The 15,082-nt window shown below is 39.5% G+C and carries 12 protein-coding genes and 1 pseudogene; 7 read left to right on the top strand and 6 right to left on the bottom strand.

Features of this window, described 5'->3' with window-relative positions:
• Positions 1-24: 24 nt before the first annotated feature.
• Both CEF22_RS01140 and CEF22_RS01135 read right to left on the bottom strand, forming a co-directional pair.
• Positions 25-1,767, bottom strand: a complete 1,743-nt coding sequence (locus CEF22_RS01140) for an SIR2 family protein (RefSeq protein WP_100401404.1) — start codon at positions 1,765-1,767, stop codon at positions 25-27.
• Positions 1,768-1,928: 161 nt separating this feature from the next.
• Positions 1,929-2,342 carry a DoxX family protein gene (locus tag CEF22_RS01135; RefSeq protein ID WP_100401403.1) on the bottom strand — a complete coding sequence of 138 codons (414 nt, stop codon included), beginning with the start codon at positions 2,340-2,342 and terminating at the stop codon, positions 1,929-1,931.
• Between the two features lie 360 nt (positions 2,343-2,702).
• On the opposite strand from CEF22_RS01135, the pseudogene CEF22_RS18995 reads away from it, so the two are divergent.
• Both CEF22_RS18995 and CEF22_RS18990 read left to right on the top strand, forming a co-directional pair.
• Positions 2,703-3,527: pseudogene (locus CEF22_RS18995) on the top strand (cache domain-containing protein); the annotation flags it as partial.
• Between the two features lie 351 nt (positions 3,528-3,878).
• Complete coding sequence (locus tag CEF22_RS18990) at positions 3,879-4,469, top strand: methyl-accepting chemotaxis protein (RefSeq protein ID WP_442857381.1); 591 nt, start codon at positions 3,879-3,881, stop codon at positions 4,467-4,469.
• A gap of 49 nt (positions 4,470-4,518) precedes the next feature.
• Here the strand turns inward: CEF22_RS18990 and CEF22_RS01125 are convergent, their stop codons facing one another.
• Positions 4,519-5,913 carry a sigma-54 interaction domain-containing protein gene (locus tag CEF22_RS01125; protein WP_100401401.1) on the bottom strand — a complete coding sequence of 465 codons (1,395 nt, stop codon included), beginning with the start codon at positions 5,911-5,913 and terminating at the stop codon, positions 4,519-4,521.
• A gap of 248 nt (positions 5,914-6,161) precedes the next feature.
• Here CEF22_RS01125 and CEF22_RS01120 point away from each other — a divergent pair, with 248 nt between their 5' ends.
• Together CEF22_RS01120 and CEF22_RS01115 are read left to right on the top strand one after the other, a co-directional pair.
• Positions 6,162-7,790 carry an amidohydrolase gene (locus tag CEF22_RS01120; protein ID WP_157843123.1) on the top strand — a complete coding sequence of 543 codons (1,629 nt, stop codon included), beginning with the start codon at positions 6,162-6,164 and terminating at the stop codon, positions 7,788-7,790.
• Positions 7,783-9,285, top strand: coding sequence for a sodium:solute symporter family protein (locus CEF22_RS01115; protein ID WP_100401399.1), 1,503 nt, complete (start codon positions 7,783-7,785; stop codon positions 9,283-9,285). The genes CEF22_RS01120 and CEF22_RS01115 overlap by 8 nt, the downstream gene beginning before the upstream one ends.
• A gap of 35 nt (positions 9,286-9,320) precedes the next feature.
• On the opposite strand, the gene CEF22_RS01110 is transcribed toward CEF22_RS01115, so the two are convergent.
• Entirely contained in the window at positions 9,321-10,343 is a 1,023-nt protein-coding gene (locus CEF22_RS01110) for a GTPase (RefSeq protein ID WP_100401398.1), read from the bottom strand.
• A gap of 176 nt (positions 10,344-10,519) precedes the next feature.
• On the opposite strand from CEF22_RS01110, the gene CEF22_RS01105 reads away from it, so the two are divergent.
• The 3 genes from CEF22_RS01105 to pepT all read left to right on the top strand — a co-directional run bounded on the left by CEF22_RS01105 (position 10,520) and on the right by pepT (position 13,458).
• On the top strand, positions 10,520-11,587 hold the full coding sequence (locus CEF22_RS01105) for a YeeE/YedE family protein (protein WP_100401397.1): 1,068 nt from the start codon (positions 10,520-10,522) through the stop codon (positions 11,585-11,587).
• A gap of 24 nt (positions 11,588-11,611) precedes the next feature.
• Positions 11,612-11,836 carry a sulfurtransferase TusA family protein gene (locus tag CEF22_RS01100; protein ID WP_100401396.1) on the top strand — a complete coding sequence of 75 codons (225 nt, stop codon included), beginning with the start codon at positions 11,612-11,614 and terminating at the stop codon, positions 11,834-11,836.
• A 389-nt stretch (positions 11,837-12,225) separates the two neighbouring features.
• Positions 12,226-13,458, top strand: coding sequence for a peptidase T (gene pepT, locus CEF22_RS01095; RefSeq protein ID WP_100401395.1), 1,233 nt, complete (start codon positions 12,226-12,228; stop codon positions 13,456-13,458).
• 70 nt (positions 13,459-13,528) lie between these two features.
• Here pepT and CEF22_RS01090 read toward each other — a convergent pair whose 3' ends face one another.
• Both CEF22_RS01090 and CEF22_RS01085 read right to left on the bottom strand, forming a co-directional pair.
• Positions 13,529-14,404, bottom strand: a complete 876-nt coding sequence (locus CEF22_RS01090; RefSeq protein ID WP_100401394.1) for a class I SAM-dependent methyltransferase — start codon at positions 14,402-14,404, stop codon at positions 13,529-13,531.
• Positions 14,401-14,961, bottom strand: a complete 561-nt coding sequence (locus tag CEF22_RS01085; RefSeq protein WP_100401393.1) for a DUF1836 domain-containing protein — start codon at positions 14,959-14,961, stop codon at positions 14,401-14,403. The genes CEF22_RS01090 and CEF22_RS01085 overlap by 4 nt, the downstream gene beginning before the upstream one ends.
• Positions 14,962-15,082 lie beyond the last annotated feature (121 nt).

The raw sequence follows: 15,082 nt of genomic DNA, 5'->3' as shown, positions 1-15,082 counted from the left end.
AGAACCTGCTTCGCGACAGGTTCTTTACTGATTTCCAATATAAGCATGGACTAGTCCATGCCCGCTATCATCTAAATCTTTGGCTAGCTTCTCAAGAGCGACTAAGAAGGCTTCTCTACTCCCGTCACAAATGGCTAGCACAGGCCAGCTATAATCTTCTCTTCCTTCCTTTAAAAAACGAATGAGATGTTCGCGGTTGCTATTGAAGCCAAAGCGCCCGCACATATAGCCTTGTTCCCCGCTATGACGATATTTAATTGCTCTCAGCAATTCAAAAATATCATAGTATCGTTCAAACTCCGCTTCATCAAAAGCAAGCTGCGTGTCGATGAACACTTTTTTCATATATGGATAAATAAAAACAGTTTCCATCGGCAAATGATAGGCTTTGTCGGACGAAACGTAGTGAAATAAACGTCCAAGCCCTAATGAGGGTGAGGTATATTTCAAAAAAGAAAGGTGATGACTGTAAGGATCATGTACTTTCGGCCGGGTAAAAAGCAGGTTGAGCAGATGATAATTTTTCTTCATCACAGCCGCAATGCCGACACTGTAAAGAGCAGCTTGGAGCGGCATTTGCTGCAAGCTAAGTAGATGAGGTTGTCCGCGATGCTTTCTGGACCCGGTCAACCGCTCTAATGTTTGCATAAGGAGCGCCTCTTGCTCCTCTCTCTTCATATAATATGATAGAACAGCGAGCAACATCGATAACGCTCGACTTTGCTCCTTAACCGTTTCAATTTTTTCAATCATAGACTCTGGAGTGATATGACCGTCGTATTGTTGCTGCATAAGAAAAGACACAACTTCTTTCGTATGTTCCGTTACCATCTCGCGCAAATCGATTTCTTGATCATCCGTTATATACCGCTTTAACCGCTTCATCTTAATTTGAATATGCTCTGGGCTGATTCTCTTCACCTTTGATATATTGGCTACATTTTCATGTAAATCAGTAAAGAAATGATCTGCTCCACGCGTATCGACAATTTTACACGCGTCACGAAATTTAATGAGTTCCTCCGCATGAGGAGTTAAGTTTTCCGTAAAAGCATGCCAGTACCACGAATAGCGTCTCCCCTTTACCGATTTAATGATATCGCGCAAAGCAGTATCCCATTCAGCAGACCAGCCTGAAACAATGACACCATATTCATCAAATACCCGATGAATCATGCTTTCAAGTGATTCCGAATAGTGATCAAGTTCATCCGTCACATTTTTAAAACGCGTATCACGATAGTCCCCGTTAATTTTCAAAATCGTACATTGGGCGTGAGCAAGCGGCTTCATCCCTTCGATATCCGTTTGATGATACACTGTTTGATATTGAATACTTAACTCATCTAAAGCATGCTCCAAAAGCCGATCAAAATTGGTCGTCACAATCACTTTTACATACCCTTTTTGAACTAATTTGGCGAGCGCATGATGAGCATCGGTCGGTATTTTTTGCTTCTCCTTAATTTCTTCAGGTGTCGGTTCGAAAAACTCTTTTAACAAGCCATTGCGTTCTGACGATGTTTTCGCTAATATTTCAATCACTTCATTATATAAAGGTGTTTTCCCATACTTTTTTTCATACCATCCCATTGGGTCTTCCTCATTGTCACCGCTTACCTGCATCATCCGCCGGCAAAGCTCACGTAACACCCCGCGTCCTGTAGGGATTCCCGCTGCATAAGAAATGCCAGAACCAAGCAGCAACGCATACACCCCTTTATTCGCTTCCACTGAAAAAGCTAACGATAACAACTTCTCATCCACTCTATGACGGCCTCCTCTCTGAACGAAAACGTGAAATAATCAATGTAACTATGTATATGAACCACTTCTCGAATCTATACCCGAAACCCTCTAATTTTACTTTTATTTAACATAGAAAAGGCAGCCCACTCAATTACAGCAGGATGCCTTTTCCACCATTCTTATTTTTCTTTGCTATCTTTTCCGAGAACAAGTTGGCCCAATGAATAAAGCGAGCTACCTGCAATGACGAGATAAACAGACATTGCCAATAAGGCTAGATCTAGTTCGTAGCCAGCCATTTCGCCATTCCCCATAAATCCAGCTGCTATTTTCACCTTTGAAATAGCTACAAGCATCACAATTACAAATAGGCCAGCAATAATGCGTGTGCCTAACCCTAAAATCAGTGCCACACCTCCAACTAATTCAACGGCAGCCACAATGTATGCCATAAAACTCGGAAGCCCAATGCTATCAAACCAACCAGCAATATTCTCAATTCCTCCTTGAAACTTCGCCAACCCATGAACGAAAAATGTCAAACCTAAAATCACTCGTAAAATCAGTGCACCTAACTCATGCTTCTTTGTCATGTTGAAACTCTCCTTTTAGAATATAATTATTAATTGATTACTTTTCGTAACTTAATTTATATTAAAAAATTAGTTTAGTCAAGTAACAAAATAAAAAAAGTTAATAGTCACTATTTCGACTATTAACTAAATTTGGTGTTTCATACTTTTCCTATGGCTTATCCCCTGTCAACCAAGCAATCAAATACCCAATGAATATTATAATAAAAAACAGTAGTTTCATGAGCCAAGAACTAAGCATGGTCCTCATCCTTTTCCCCTTAATCATTTACCATCATTTTACCATTTTATAATTAATAATTGAAATATTTACACCAATAACCGATAATAGTAAAAAGTAACTATTCAGAAAATTGCTTCATGTCATCAGGAGGGAGAAAGATGTTTAATAACAAGACCATTCGGACAAAGTTACTAATTGTTTCCATTACTTTGTTATTACTACCTAGTTTAATAATTGGGACAGCTGCCTACTTTAGTTCGAAAAAAAATCTAGATACAACTGGAGAGAAATCATTAAAAAACGGCGTAGAAATGGCCCTGCAAATCATTGATGCTCTCAATCAAAAGGTAGAAGACGGAAGCATGACCATTGAGGAAGCCCAAGAACAAGCAAGGATTTATTTAATTGGGCCTAAAAAAGCAGACGGAATTAGAGAACTGAAAAATACCGTCGACCTTGGAGAACACGGATACTTCAATGCCTTCAATGAAAAAGGGATCGATGTTGCTCATTACTCGGATGAAGGAGATAATTCCTGGGAAATAAAAGATGTAAAGGGTAAACTTTTCGTCCAAGAAGTGATTAAAAAAGCTCAAAATGGAGGTGGATTTACGACTTACGAATGGAAGTTACCGAACAACCCGGAGAAAACGGGTGAAAAAATTGTGTACAGTGCTCTCGATCCGAATTGGGGCTGGGTCGTCGCTGCTGGTACATATAAAATGGATTTTAACGCGGGAGCGAATCAAGTATTGAGCATTGTTGGAGTGACACTTACGATATCCACTATTATCGGTATTGCCGTAATTATCTGGTTTACTGGATCTTTATCGAAGCCCCTTCGTTTAGTGACAAAGCATGTCAACCGATTAGCCAACGGAGATTTAACCGTTGAGCCTTTGCATATTAAAAATAAAGATGAAATCGGTATTTTAGCCAATAATTTTAATGTGATGGCTACCAACATGAGAGAGATCATCAAGACAGTTGAACATTCGATTCAACAGGTAAGCGCTTCTACAGAGAACTTAAATGCTATTTCAGAAGAAACATCCGCTTCGAGTCAAGAAATCGGCGGTGCCATTGACGAAATTGCTAGCGGCACTGCGAAGCAAGCAGAAGATGCGGAAGTTTCTAATAAGAAAATGGCCGAGTTGTCGACACAAATTGAAAAGGTTGAGCAGTTAAATGAAAAAATGGCGGTCCGAAGCCAAGCGGCTAATGACGCCAGTCAAGCCGGCTTAGCTCAAATGACTAGCTTGCAATTGAAGTCAGAAGAAGCCAATCAGCTTTCTCATACGGTTGTAGAGGTGATGACTCGCTTATCGACTAGAGTGACGGAAATTGAAAATGTCATATCTGTCATTCATACGATCTCGGATCAAACGAATCTTCTAGCACTAAATGCCTCGATTGAAGCTGCAAGAGCTGGGGAGCACGGAAAAGGATTTGCGGTCGTTGCTGAAGAAGTAAGAAAGCTGGCCGAGCAATCCTCACAAGCCACTGGAGATGTACGCCAAACACTGACTGGCATCATTAATGAATCACAGCAAGCTCTTCAAGCCATTGAGCTGAGTCAAAATTTAAGCAATGAACAAACAAAAGCCGTATCTGATACGAAGCAATCCTTTGAGCTTATTGTCGACTCTATTAAAGAGATCGTCTCTTCCATTAACGAAGTCGATCATGAAGTGCAAGGAATGGCTATTCATAAAGGTGAAGCATTGGTATCGATTGAACACATGGCAGCGATCGCTCAAAATTCTTCCGCGTCGACCGAAGAAATTGCCGCCTCAATGGAAGAGCAACTGCGCGCTGTCGCGACTATTGCTAACGCCGCTGAACAACTAAACGAAGCGGGCGATGAACTGAAACAAAAAATTTCTAGACTGCGATTGCATTAATTTAAATTTAGACCTCCAAAGCGTTCATGTATTGGAGGTCTAAATTTTTTTATACACGCCAATACTGGGACAATTGAATATCATGCTTTTTTATTTTTCTCATAAGAGTTGATTGAGGAATATCGAGAAATTCAGCAGCTTTTCTAGTTGTTTTTCCCTTTTTGAGTGCATAAAGGATATAATTTTTTTCAACAGTATCTATGTATTGTCTTAACGGCTGATTTTCAATTATATTTTGTGGTTGTTCTATTTTTCCTATAATATGCTCAGGTAGATCTGACAATTGTATACGCTCATTTTCCGACATCACGATTAACCGTTCGATCAAATTAGCAAGTTCCCTTACATTTCCTGGCCAACGGTATAATTGTAGCTTCTCTACTACTTCTTTAGACAATGTCCGATTCATTTTATACTTATCATTATATTTTTTTACAAAATTCTGTAATAACGGAAAAACATCTTCCGGACGTTCTCGTAAAGGTGCAACATGAACAGCTAGAACATTTAACCGATAAAATAAATCTGAGCGAAACAAGCCTTCTTCCGATAATTTTTGTAAGTCTTTATTCGTTGCAGCAATAATACGTACGTCTGCTACATGAAGCTGCACTTCTCCAATAGGTAAGTATGTTTTATCTTGGATTAACTGTAGTACTTTGACCTGTAAATGTAATGGCATTTCACCAATCTCATCTAAGAAAAGCGTTCCTCCTTCTGCCATTTCTACTAAGCCAATTTTTCCTTTTTCAGAAGCTCCAGTAAAAGCCCCTTTTCGATAGCCAAATAGTTCTGACTCTAATAAACTATCAGGAATTGCTCCACAATTAATCTGAACAAATGGTTTATTATAGCGATCACTTAATTTATGAATATAGTTGGCAAACACATTTTTTCCACAACCTGTCTCCCCAGTGATGAGGACCGAGGCATCAACCGTTGCAATTTTTTCTGCTTGTTCTAACGTTTTTTTAAACTCTGGGCTTTCACCTATTAATAACTTGCCCTCATTGTTAGATTCTTGACTTACTGCAAATTTTCGAAGCTCTTGTGTATAGCGATGTAAAATGGCTTCTACTTCATTTTGTTGATCTGCATAAGAAAGATCTTGGTCAACTATTCTCCCGTGAATAACTACCCATCTCGGCTCTCCCTTTTCATCTGTAACAATCCGTCCATTCACAATATACTTTTGCAACGTTTCATGAAAAGTTTGAATAAAAAACACGGGTTCATTTTTTTCTAACACCATTCTAGTGATGGACGGCGAGAATAGTTTTTGCTTCTCTAAATCATATACACTTTTACCAATCAACTCTTCTCTCTTCCTCTGTAATCGTTTGCAACTAGCCTCATTCACCCATACAGTAATGCCTTTAATATCAGTAATATAAAATCCATCGTGCAAGCTATCTAAAATATTATAAAAATCTTGTGTATTCATTACGTCTCCCTTCTTTTTAACAGAATAGTTTGATTATTGATTCGTTATTAGATCATAATTTAAAAAAACCTTAAACACAAATGATTCATTTTTAATTTATCGATCCACTATTAGATCAAATGTGTTTTTTGTGTGACCAAATAGACAGAAAAATGAGCTTTTTTTCGCGGAATTTCAATAAAATTCTCTATATTTGATTGGCACGGTAATTGCAATAAAGAAAACAAAACAAAAAGGAGAGAATGACTATGTACGCAGACAAAATTCTTTACAATGCAAATATTCACACAATTGACGACCAATATCCTCTAGCTAATAAACTTGCCATAAAAAATGGCCGAATCATTGGTTTTGATGATGTAGCTGATCAGTTACGTGGCCCCCATACAAAACTTTTCGATATACAACACAAAACCGTATTGCCTGGACTGATTGAAAGTCACGCTCATCCGCTTCATTACGCCGCAGATTTACTTAAATTAGATCTTCGCTATGAACGAATTTCTAATATTCCAGCCTTATTGAATGCGGTCAGACAAAAAGCCAATGAACTTCCAGAAGGCGAATGGATCATTGGAATGGGATGGGATGACAGCAAATTAAAAGAAAAACGCTTCCCTACCATTGATGAATTGACTAAAGCCGCTCCTAATCATCCCGTTTTTCTCACACGAACATGCGTCCACAATGCGGTTGCTAATTGGAAAGCCTTTGAAGTAAGCGGACTAAGTTCTAACCCTCAAGATCCTGAAGGCGGACAATTTCACCGAGACGCTAAAACCGGGAAAATTAGCGGTCTAATTCAGGAAAATGCCATGATGCTTTTTAAAGTACCTTCTTTCAGTACAGAGCAGCTAAAGCAAGCCATGGAAAAAGCTCAGCAGCATTTCTTCGAATGGGGAGTAACTGCCGTTCATGATATGGCTGTTTCACAAAAAGAGATGGTAGTCTATCAACAACTGAAGAAAGAAGGAAGATTACAGCTGAAAACCCGCCTCTGGTTGTGGGCAATCAGTCAAATGGGATGGCCAGGAGGTGAAACAGAGTTACTTCACCTCGGTATTGAAAGCGGTTTCGGCAATGACCACTTAAATATTCAAGGGTTAAAGTACATGCTCGATGGTAGTGTAGGCGGAAGAACTGCAGCTGTGGAAGAGCCTTATGAACAGGAAAAGGAGAACTACGGGATTTTGCATATGAAGCAACAAACAATCAATGATCACATCTCTCGAGCGATTCAACATAATATGCGCGTCTCTATTCATGGAATCGGCGGGCGAGCGATTGAAATGGCCTTGCAAGCTATTGAACAAGCAGGTTCTTTAGAAGATAACAAACAAAAACGTCATCGAATCGAGCACTGTGCCTTACCAACCGATGATCACCTGAAAAGAATTGCTAAACAAAGAATAGTAGCTGCCTCTTCTATTGGATTTATTTATTCTATTGGAGATAGCTATCTCAATAATTTAGGTCCAAAGCGTGCAGCACATGTATTTCCCCATGTAAGCTTTAAAAAGCATGGCATTATTGCCCCTGGAAATTCAGACATGCCTGTTTGCCACGGAAATCCATTTTACGGTATATATGCGGCAGTCACTCGCAAAACAATTGGTGGTCAACAATTAGGGACAGAAGAAGCGATTTCTGTCAAAGAGGCTATTCAAGCTTATACAGTAGATGCTGCCTATAGTGGATTCGACGAAAAAATCATCGGTTCCCTATCCATCGGTAAATACGCTGACCTCATTGTCTTGGACAAAGACCCTTTTGAGATTAAGGAAGAAGATCTAAAAAACATTCAGGTGTTACTAACGATAGTGGATGGAGAACTAGTATTCCAGAAAGAGGAGAAGGAGGAGTTGACTCATGTTTGATCCTAATGTAAAAACAACCATTTTGATTGCGGTGTTTCTGTATTCTTTCGCCATTTTAGCTCATAGCTTTTATTTCTTTAAAAGCGTAAAGACTTCCGACGATTATAATGTAGCAGGCCGTTCAATCCCTACTTTCCCAATGATTCTATCTATCGTGGGAACTGCCACAGGTGGCGCAAGCTTATTAGGATTTATGGGGGACGCTTATACTAACGGGCTTGGAATGCTATGGATGATTTTCCCCGTCTACCTTGTTGGTGCCCTATGGATCTTATTCTTCTTGAAACCGATTCGTAACCTAGGAACAAAATATAGAATGGTGACACTTCCTGACTATGTTGCTCTTCGTTATGGAGAAAAATCTCGCCTCCCTGCCCTACTATGCATATTAGTGGCTTATGCATCCATTACAGGACTTCAATTTATTGCAATTGCCACGTTTTTAAATTTAATGTTTGGGTTAAATATGACAGCTGGGATTATTATTGGATGTGTATTCCTTACTTTAAAAACTTATATTGGTGGACTTAAAGCAGTAATTTGGGCCGATTCCATTCAAGGAACAATCCAAACATTAGGTATTATTATACTGTTTGTAACTGTTTTCCTATCTTCAGGTGGGTGGAGCACAGTGAAGGAAAATGCTCTTGCCATGAACCAACCACAACTTGTCGACATTTTCGGAATATCGACAGTGAGTGTATTCGTATTTATGTTTACCTTAGGTGCCTATCAATTTGTTCGCCAAGATAACTGGCAGCGTATTTGGGCCGCAAAGACGGATAAAGTAGCAACAAATAGTAATTGGCTGGCGTGGATCGTTGGGTTAACTACAAGCATACTAATTATTCTAACTGGTGTGTTTGCTTTATTAGGACTAAGTATAAAAACGGATCAACCATCACTGATCTTTTATCAAGTACTCAATGAAACGATGCCTTTACCAATGGTTGTCATCATGGTGATTGCTTTAGTTGCAACCATTGTATCTTGTGCTGACTCTTTTTTCATGGCGGGAGCTTCGAGCATTGCTAATGATATTATTAAACCGTACTTTAAGATTACTGATGATAGAAAAATGTTAGCTTATAGCCGATTATCCGTCATTATTTTATCGGTTATTGCGCTGGTGATGGCGTTGTCTATTCCCCAGCTCGTTCCGTTATGGGTAGCCGGAACAGCTATGTTAACATCTGGATTACTCGTCCCAGTAATTGCTGGAATGTTATTTAAACGGGTCAGTGAAACAGCCGGGACAGTATCTATATGGACAGGACTCTTAACAGCTGTTAGCTGGCAACTAGCCGGTCAACCCTTTGGCATCCATCAAGTCTTTCCAGGGCTGCTAATTTCCATTATATCTATTGTCATTGTCACTCTATTTACTAAACCGCAAAATATCGAGCGCATTGAAGACATGACATATAACAATAACCTTGGTTCGAGTGATGAACTATATGAGCAAACCATTTTAAAAGAAGAAACGATTCTTTAACAAAGACTAAGGCGAGACCGAGGGTGGTCTCGCCTTTAACTTTCTATTTGTTGTTTATAATTTTTTCGCTTTTTATATTTTTTATACAGTTCAAAAATAATTTCTTGATCAATAGGTAACTCGTTCTCATAAGCGTATTTGATCCCATACCCTAGTGCGAGGGTAAGAGATGAAGCAACTAGACCACCTGCGATTGACCCAGCTCCGGGGATGAATTTGACGATTTGTCTGTACGCTGTTTGTCCCGCTGTTTTGGTCGCTGTGACAATAATCAAATCTTTCGCTGCCTTTTTCGTCAACGGCTTGTCGTAAAGAGTCGCTAGCTTCAATGTAAGCCCCACTTGAAGAGCAGTTAAAGGAACGACATCCGACCCAGGTATCGGTGAGGCACCAATCAATCCTGCAGACACTCCTGCCGCATTAATCCAGCGTTTAGCAGCAGTAGATTTATCTTGTAAGCTTTTTGCGAATAGGATGTCCTTCCCCTTTTTTTCGAGTAACTCCAATATTCGGTCCTTTAATATATCAATGTTTTGCCCTGTTTTAGAAGAAATTGGCACCACGTCGTACTGGCTGCCTGCATGCTGCTTAATAAATGCAACTAAACTTTCTATATCCTCAGCGGCATCAATCTTATTTAGTACAATCAAGATATTTTCATTATGAGTCGCAATCTCTTGAAACTTCGCTTTTTCGCTATCGGAGAATACGGTCCCCGCTGCATTGGTGAAAAATAGAATGATGTCTGCTTCACTAATAAACGCTTCTGTTTTCTTTGGATTCTCATCATTTGGATCATTTAATCCCGGCGTATCCATTAATTTTATTTTTTCCAATCCAGCTAAATTGTAAGGGTCTATACTAACCGTCTCTCCTGGTTGGGGATTGGTTTTCGCGACATCCTTGCCGATGATTTTATTAATCGTTGATGACTTTCCCGCATTCACTTCTCCAACAAGAACGATCAATAAATCTTGATCCAACTGCTCATGAATCTTCTTTACTTCTTCATCAAATGCGGCATCTACACTTTGGTGGAACGCTTTCTCCTCGTTCATGTCACAACCTCCATTTGTCTTCTCTATCTATACGTTGCCCTATCCCCCCATCTTGTACTAATCACATATAAAAATCAAACGATTCAAAATTATATTTTTCCACTAATACCTACTTGAATTATCGGATTAAAAGGATTATACTACTTTTACAAAACATTTACGTAAGGAGTGTTCATATGCTTCAGCTCGTTTTAACAGGTTTATTATGCGGTGGTTTACTCGGATTTGTCATGCAGCGTGGCCGTTTCTGTGTTACCGGAGCATTTAGAGATATGTATGTAACGAAAGATAATCGGATGTTTGTCGCTTTTTTAGTGGCGATTTCGATTCAAAGTATCGGGGTCTATTTGCTCCATTCATTAGGGATCATTCAATTTGAATTAGGAAACTTCATGTGGTTCGCTACTATTTTCGGCGCATTCGTATTCGGAATTGGTATTATCTTCGCTGGCGGTTGTGCAACGGGTACATGGTATCGGGCTGGTGAAGGGTTGATTGGCAGTTGGATTGCTCTTGCTACTTATATGGTTTCAAGCGCGATGATGAAAAGCGGGCCTCTTAGCTCTTATTCCACTTCTATGCAATCTCATCAAGTAGAAGCACAAACGATTCACGGAACACTTGGCGTTTCTCCATGGGTATTAGTTGCTCTTCTTGTCGGTATTACAGGTTTGCTCGTGTGGAAGCAATTATCGAAACCGAGCGTGAAAATCCCAACAATGAAGCCTAAGAAAACGGGACTTTCCCACCTTTTATTCGAAAAACGTTGGAACCCTCTGTTCACTGCGACACTCGTTGGTTTGATTGCTATTGCCGCTTGGCCATTAAGTGAAGCAACTGGCAGAATGTTTGGACTTGGAATCACAATGCCAACAGCTAATATTTTGCAATATGCGGTTACAGGTGACAGCTCATTTTTAAACTGGGGTGTGTTTTTAGTTATCGGTATTCTCATCGGCTCCTATGTCGCAGCTAAAGGGAGCGGCGAATTCCGTTTTCGAGTGCCTGATGTGAATACTTGCCTTAAAAGCGCATTTGGCGGTATCTTGATGGGTGTTGGCGCGAGTCTTGCTGGCGGCTGCTCAATCGGAAACGGCTTAGTTGAAACGGCTCTATTCACATGGCAAGGCTGGATTTCCTTACCGTTCATGATCCTTGGCACTTGGACGGCCGCTTACTTCACTATCGTTAAACCGAGACAAAAAGCAATGAAAAAAGTGAAAATGAATACGCAAACGGCGTAATCATACACATAGGAGGAAAACATTATGCAAAAGAAATTAGAAGTACTAGGAATGGTTTGCCCCTTCCCATTAGTAGAAGCAAAAGAAGTAATGGCAGAGCTTGCTAGCGGTGACGAATTAACGATCGACTTTGACTGCACGCAAGCAACCGAAGCGATCCCACGTTGGGCAGCTGAAGAAGGACACGAAGTCACTAACTTCGAACAAAGCGGCGATGCTCAATGGACGATTACAGTGAAGAAAAAATAATATAGCAACCGCTGCTACTTTATAAAACGAGCTGTCCAGAAAGTCAGTTTTCACTGATTTTCTGGATTCCTATTTCACCTTACGAGCGGATTCTTCGGCTTTCTAGCCGTTTCTTTCACCTTACGAGCGATTTCTTCGGCTTTCTAGCCATTTCTTCGACCTTACAAGCGATTTCTTCGACTTTCTAGCCATTTCTTTCACCTTACAAGCGATTTCTTCGACTTTCTAGCCATTTCTTTCACCTTACAAGCGATTTCTTCGACTTTTTTGGACACCCCCCTTTTTTTACTTGAGATTATATTCAAAACAATCAATCTTCAACCTAATGGATTGGATATCAATTATGGTAAAATAAAAGACACACATTTCCAAAAGGAGTTGCTTCTACAGTGAAAAACGAATTACTGAAACGATTTACTTCTTATGTAAAAATTGATACGCAATCAGATGAAAATAGTCCAACGACTCCTTCCACTGAAAAACAGTGGACGTTGATTCACATGCTTGAAGAGGAACTAAAAGAAATCGGCATGGAAGAAGTGACAGTTGATGAATACGGGTATTTGATGGCAACACTACCTGCTAACACAGAAAAAGATGTCCCTGTCATTGGGTTTTTAGCCCATGTCGATACAACGCCTGATTTTACCGGTAAAAATGTTCAGCCTCAAGTCGTTGAAAATTACGATGGACAAGATATTGTCTTAAACGAAGAATTACAAATCATCTTGTCGCCAAAGGACTTCCCTGAATTACCACAATATAAAGGCCATACACTTGTAACAACAGACGGAACGACTTTACTCGGTGCCGACAATAAAGCAGGGGTAACCGAAATTATGACGGCGATGGCTTATTTAATTAACCATCCGGAAATTAAGCATGGGAAAATCCGCGTGGCGTTCACTCCAGATGAAGAAATCGGCAGAGGCCCACATAAATTCGATGTCGATGCATTCAATGCCGCATTTGCCTACACGATTGACGGCGGACCGCTCGGTGAACTAGAGTATGAAAGCTTTAATGCCGCTGGAGCGAAAATCATCATTAAAGGAAAAAATGTTCATCCAGGAACCGCAAAAGGAAAAATGATTCACTCCTCTAAAATCGCAATGGAGTTACATTCACAATTACCAGCAGAGGAAGCACCTGAATATACAGAAGGTTACGAAGGCTTCTATCACCTTCTTGCCATCAATGGTGAGGTAGAGCAAACGGAAATGGAATACATTATCCGCGACTTCGATAAAACCAATTTCCAAGCAAGAAAAGACGCGATGACTCATATCGTCAAAAACTTGCAAGAAACTTACGGCGAAGACCGCATCATTCTCGAAATGAACGACCAATATTACAATATGAGGGAAAAAATTGAACCAGTGAAGGAAATTGTCGACACGGCGTATGAAGCGATGAAAAACTTAGGCATCGAGCCAATCGTCAAACCAATCCGCGGCGGCACTGATGGCTCGCAGCTATCTTATATGGGACTGCCGACACCTAACATTTTCACTGGCGGCGAAAACTTCCACGGTCGATTTGAATATGCTTCCGTAAATAATATGGAAAAATCCGTACAAGTCATTGTCGAAATCGCCAAATTATTTGAAGAAAAAGCTTAACATTGCAACACCGATTTATCAGTACCCTAAGCCAACCTGTCCATATTAAGCAGGTTGGCTTTTATGCACGTTAACGCATGAAAGGCTTTAGCTGTTGATAAGCTGTACGTTCAGGCTCCCAATATAAAAGAGCGGCATGAAAATCATGTTTGTAACGATAGGTTCCATTTTGTTCTGTTATATATTTTTCCAGCACTTTTTCCACATGCCGATCATCTACATACTCGTTTAAAATCTTCGCTTTATTTTTCGTGATTAATTCTTCAAAGGAGCTAAATTGATAGGTTCTTTCAAGGAGAATGATTTTACAATTGGCGTAAATACCCATTTCATATAATATATTTTGTAAATGTATGTAATCTCTGCGCGGATATTTAATTTTATAGCCGTACTCTTTTTCTAAATCCAAGTAATGAGGCTGAATCGGTCCTGATGTCATGCCGATGATCGCCAAGCGCTTAGCTGATTCTTGAATATTTCTTAACGTTTTTTCGATCTGATACATGCGATAAAAACAATTCATCCCAAACACCACATCATATTTTTTGGAAACGGTATGCTCTTCCCATTTGTCTTCAATAAACTGCATACGGTGAAATTGCTTTTTTTCGCTAGCTCGCTTTAAAAACTCTAATACACTCGCCGAGCTATCTACACAAGTCACATTGTTGGCCTTTTCAGCTAAGAAAAACGTATAATTTCCCCACCCCGGACCAATTTCTAACACCTCATCTTCCGGCAAAATCAATGTATCCAAAAAGCCTTGAATCTTTTTCGCATAGGGATCTTCATTCGCCTCCACCGTTTTCTTGTCTATTAATTGCTGCCAAAAGGCTTCTTCCAGCTCATCGTTCACCATGCGCTCCGGAAGCACTCCATCCCAATTCCTCATTCCTTCTTTCCATAACTCGACAAAATCAATGTTGTCATTCACATCAATTTTCATGATTCCACCTCCAACTCATCCACTAATTTTTCTGCTACTTTTCTATATAAATTGCTCATATGAACAAGCGAAGCAATCATAAGAACTTGCTCAAGGTCTTGATCCACCTCTTCAATTTCTTGTTTAACTGCTTTCATCTGTGTTTGAATATCGTTCCTGAAATGCTCGACATTTTGATTCACCAGACGCAGATAGCTATTATAGAACGAATCTAAATCTAACTGTTCATTCTCAACTTTTTCATTGACCCCTTGAAGCGTCTGCTTAATATCATTAATCGATAACGCTCCTTTTAGCTGATAAATCAAGCTAATTAACAAAATATGCTCCTTGGAATATTTCTTTTGTTTAATTGGGAAAAACAGCTTTCCTTTCGCATAGTTGTTGATCATTGTTTTCGTCAACACTTTCTCTTCTTCACTTCGTTTTGAACTGCTGAATGTATTTTCAAAAAGTTGAATCACTTGATCCATATATAAGTCAATATTCGGTATATCCTCTAAAGTCACTTGATTGTCTAAACCTAGCTTCGTCATAATTTCATTGATTTTCTCCATCTAAAACCTCCACCTTTCCCAATTATTATACATAAATATAATTTACGGGTAAATGTTGACTACATAATGGAATTATAATATTATTTTATGTAGTATTAATAACTACATAATAACACTAGGA

The organism is Bacillus sp. FJAT-42315, from assembly GCF_002797375.1.
In the GTDB taxonomy this organism is placed as follows: Bacteria; Bacillota; Bacilli; order Bacillales; family Domibacillaceae; genus Bacillus_CE.
This window is presented reverse-complemented; position numbering and strand designations above follow the sequence as displayed.

Excerpts from the sequence above, each read along its gene's own strand:
- CEF22_RS01135 (WP_100401403.1), bottom strand. The coding sequence starts at position 2,342 with ATGACAAAGAAGCATGAGTTAGGTGCACTGATTTTACGAGTGATTTTA.
- CEF22_RS18990 (WP_442857381.1), top strand. The coding sequence starts at position 3,879 with ATGACTCGCTTATCGACTAGAGTGACGGAAATTGAAAATGTCATATCT.
- CEF22_RS01125 (WP_100401401.1), bottom strand. The coding sequence starts at position 5,913 with ATGAATACACAAGATTTTTATAATATTTTAGATAGCTTGCACGATGGA.
- CEF22_RS01120 (WP_157843123.1), top strand. The coding sequence starts at position 6,162 with ATGTACGCAGACAAAATTCTTTACAATGCAAATATTCACACAATTGAC.
- CEF22_RS01115 (WP_100401399.1), top strand. The coding sequence starts at position 7,783 with ATGTTTGATCCTAATGTAAAAACAACCATTTTGATTGCGGTGTTTCTG.
- CEF22_RS01110 (WP_100401398.1), bottom strand. The coding sequence starts at position 10,343 with ATGAACGAGGAGAAAGCGTTCCACCAAAGTGTAGATGCCGCATTTGAT.
- CEF22_RS01105 (WP_100401397.1), top strand. The coding sequence starts at position 10,520 with ATGCTTCAGCTCGTTTTAACAGGTTTATTATGCGGTGGTTTACTCGGA.
- CEF22_RS01100 (WP_100401396.1), top strand. The coding sequence starts at position 11,612 with ATGCAAAAGAAATTAGAAGTACTAGGAATGGTTTGCCCCTTCCCATTA.
- CEF22_RS01090 (WP_100401394.1), bottom strand. The coding sequence starts at position 14,404 with ATGAAAATTGATGTGAATGACAACATTGATTTTGTCGAGTTATGGAAA.
- CEF22_RS01085 (WP_100401393.1), bottom strand. The coding sequence starts at position 14,961 with ATGGAGAAAATCAATGAAATTATGACGAAGCTAGGTTTAGACAATCAA.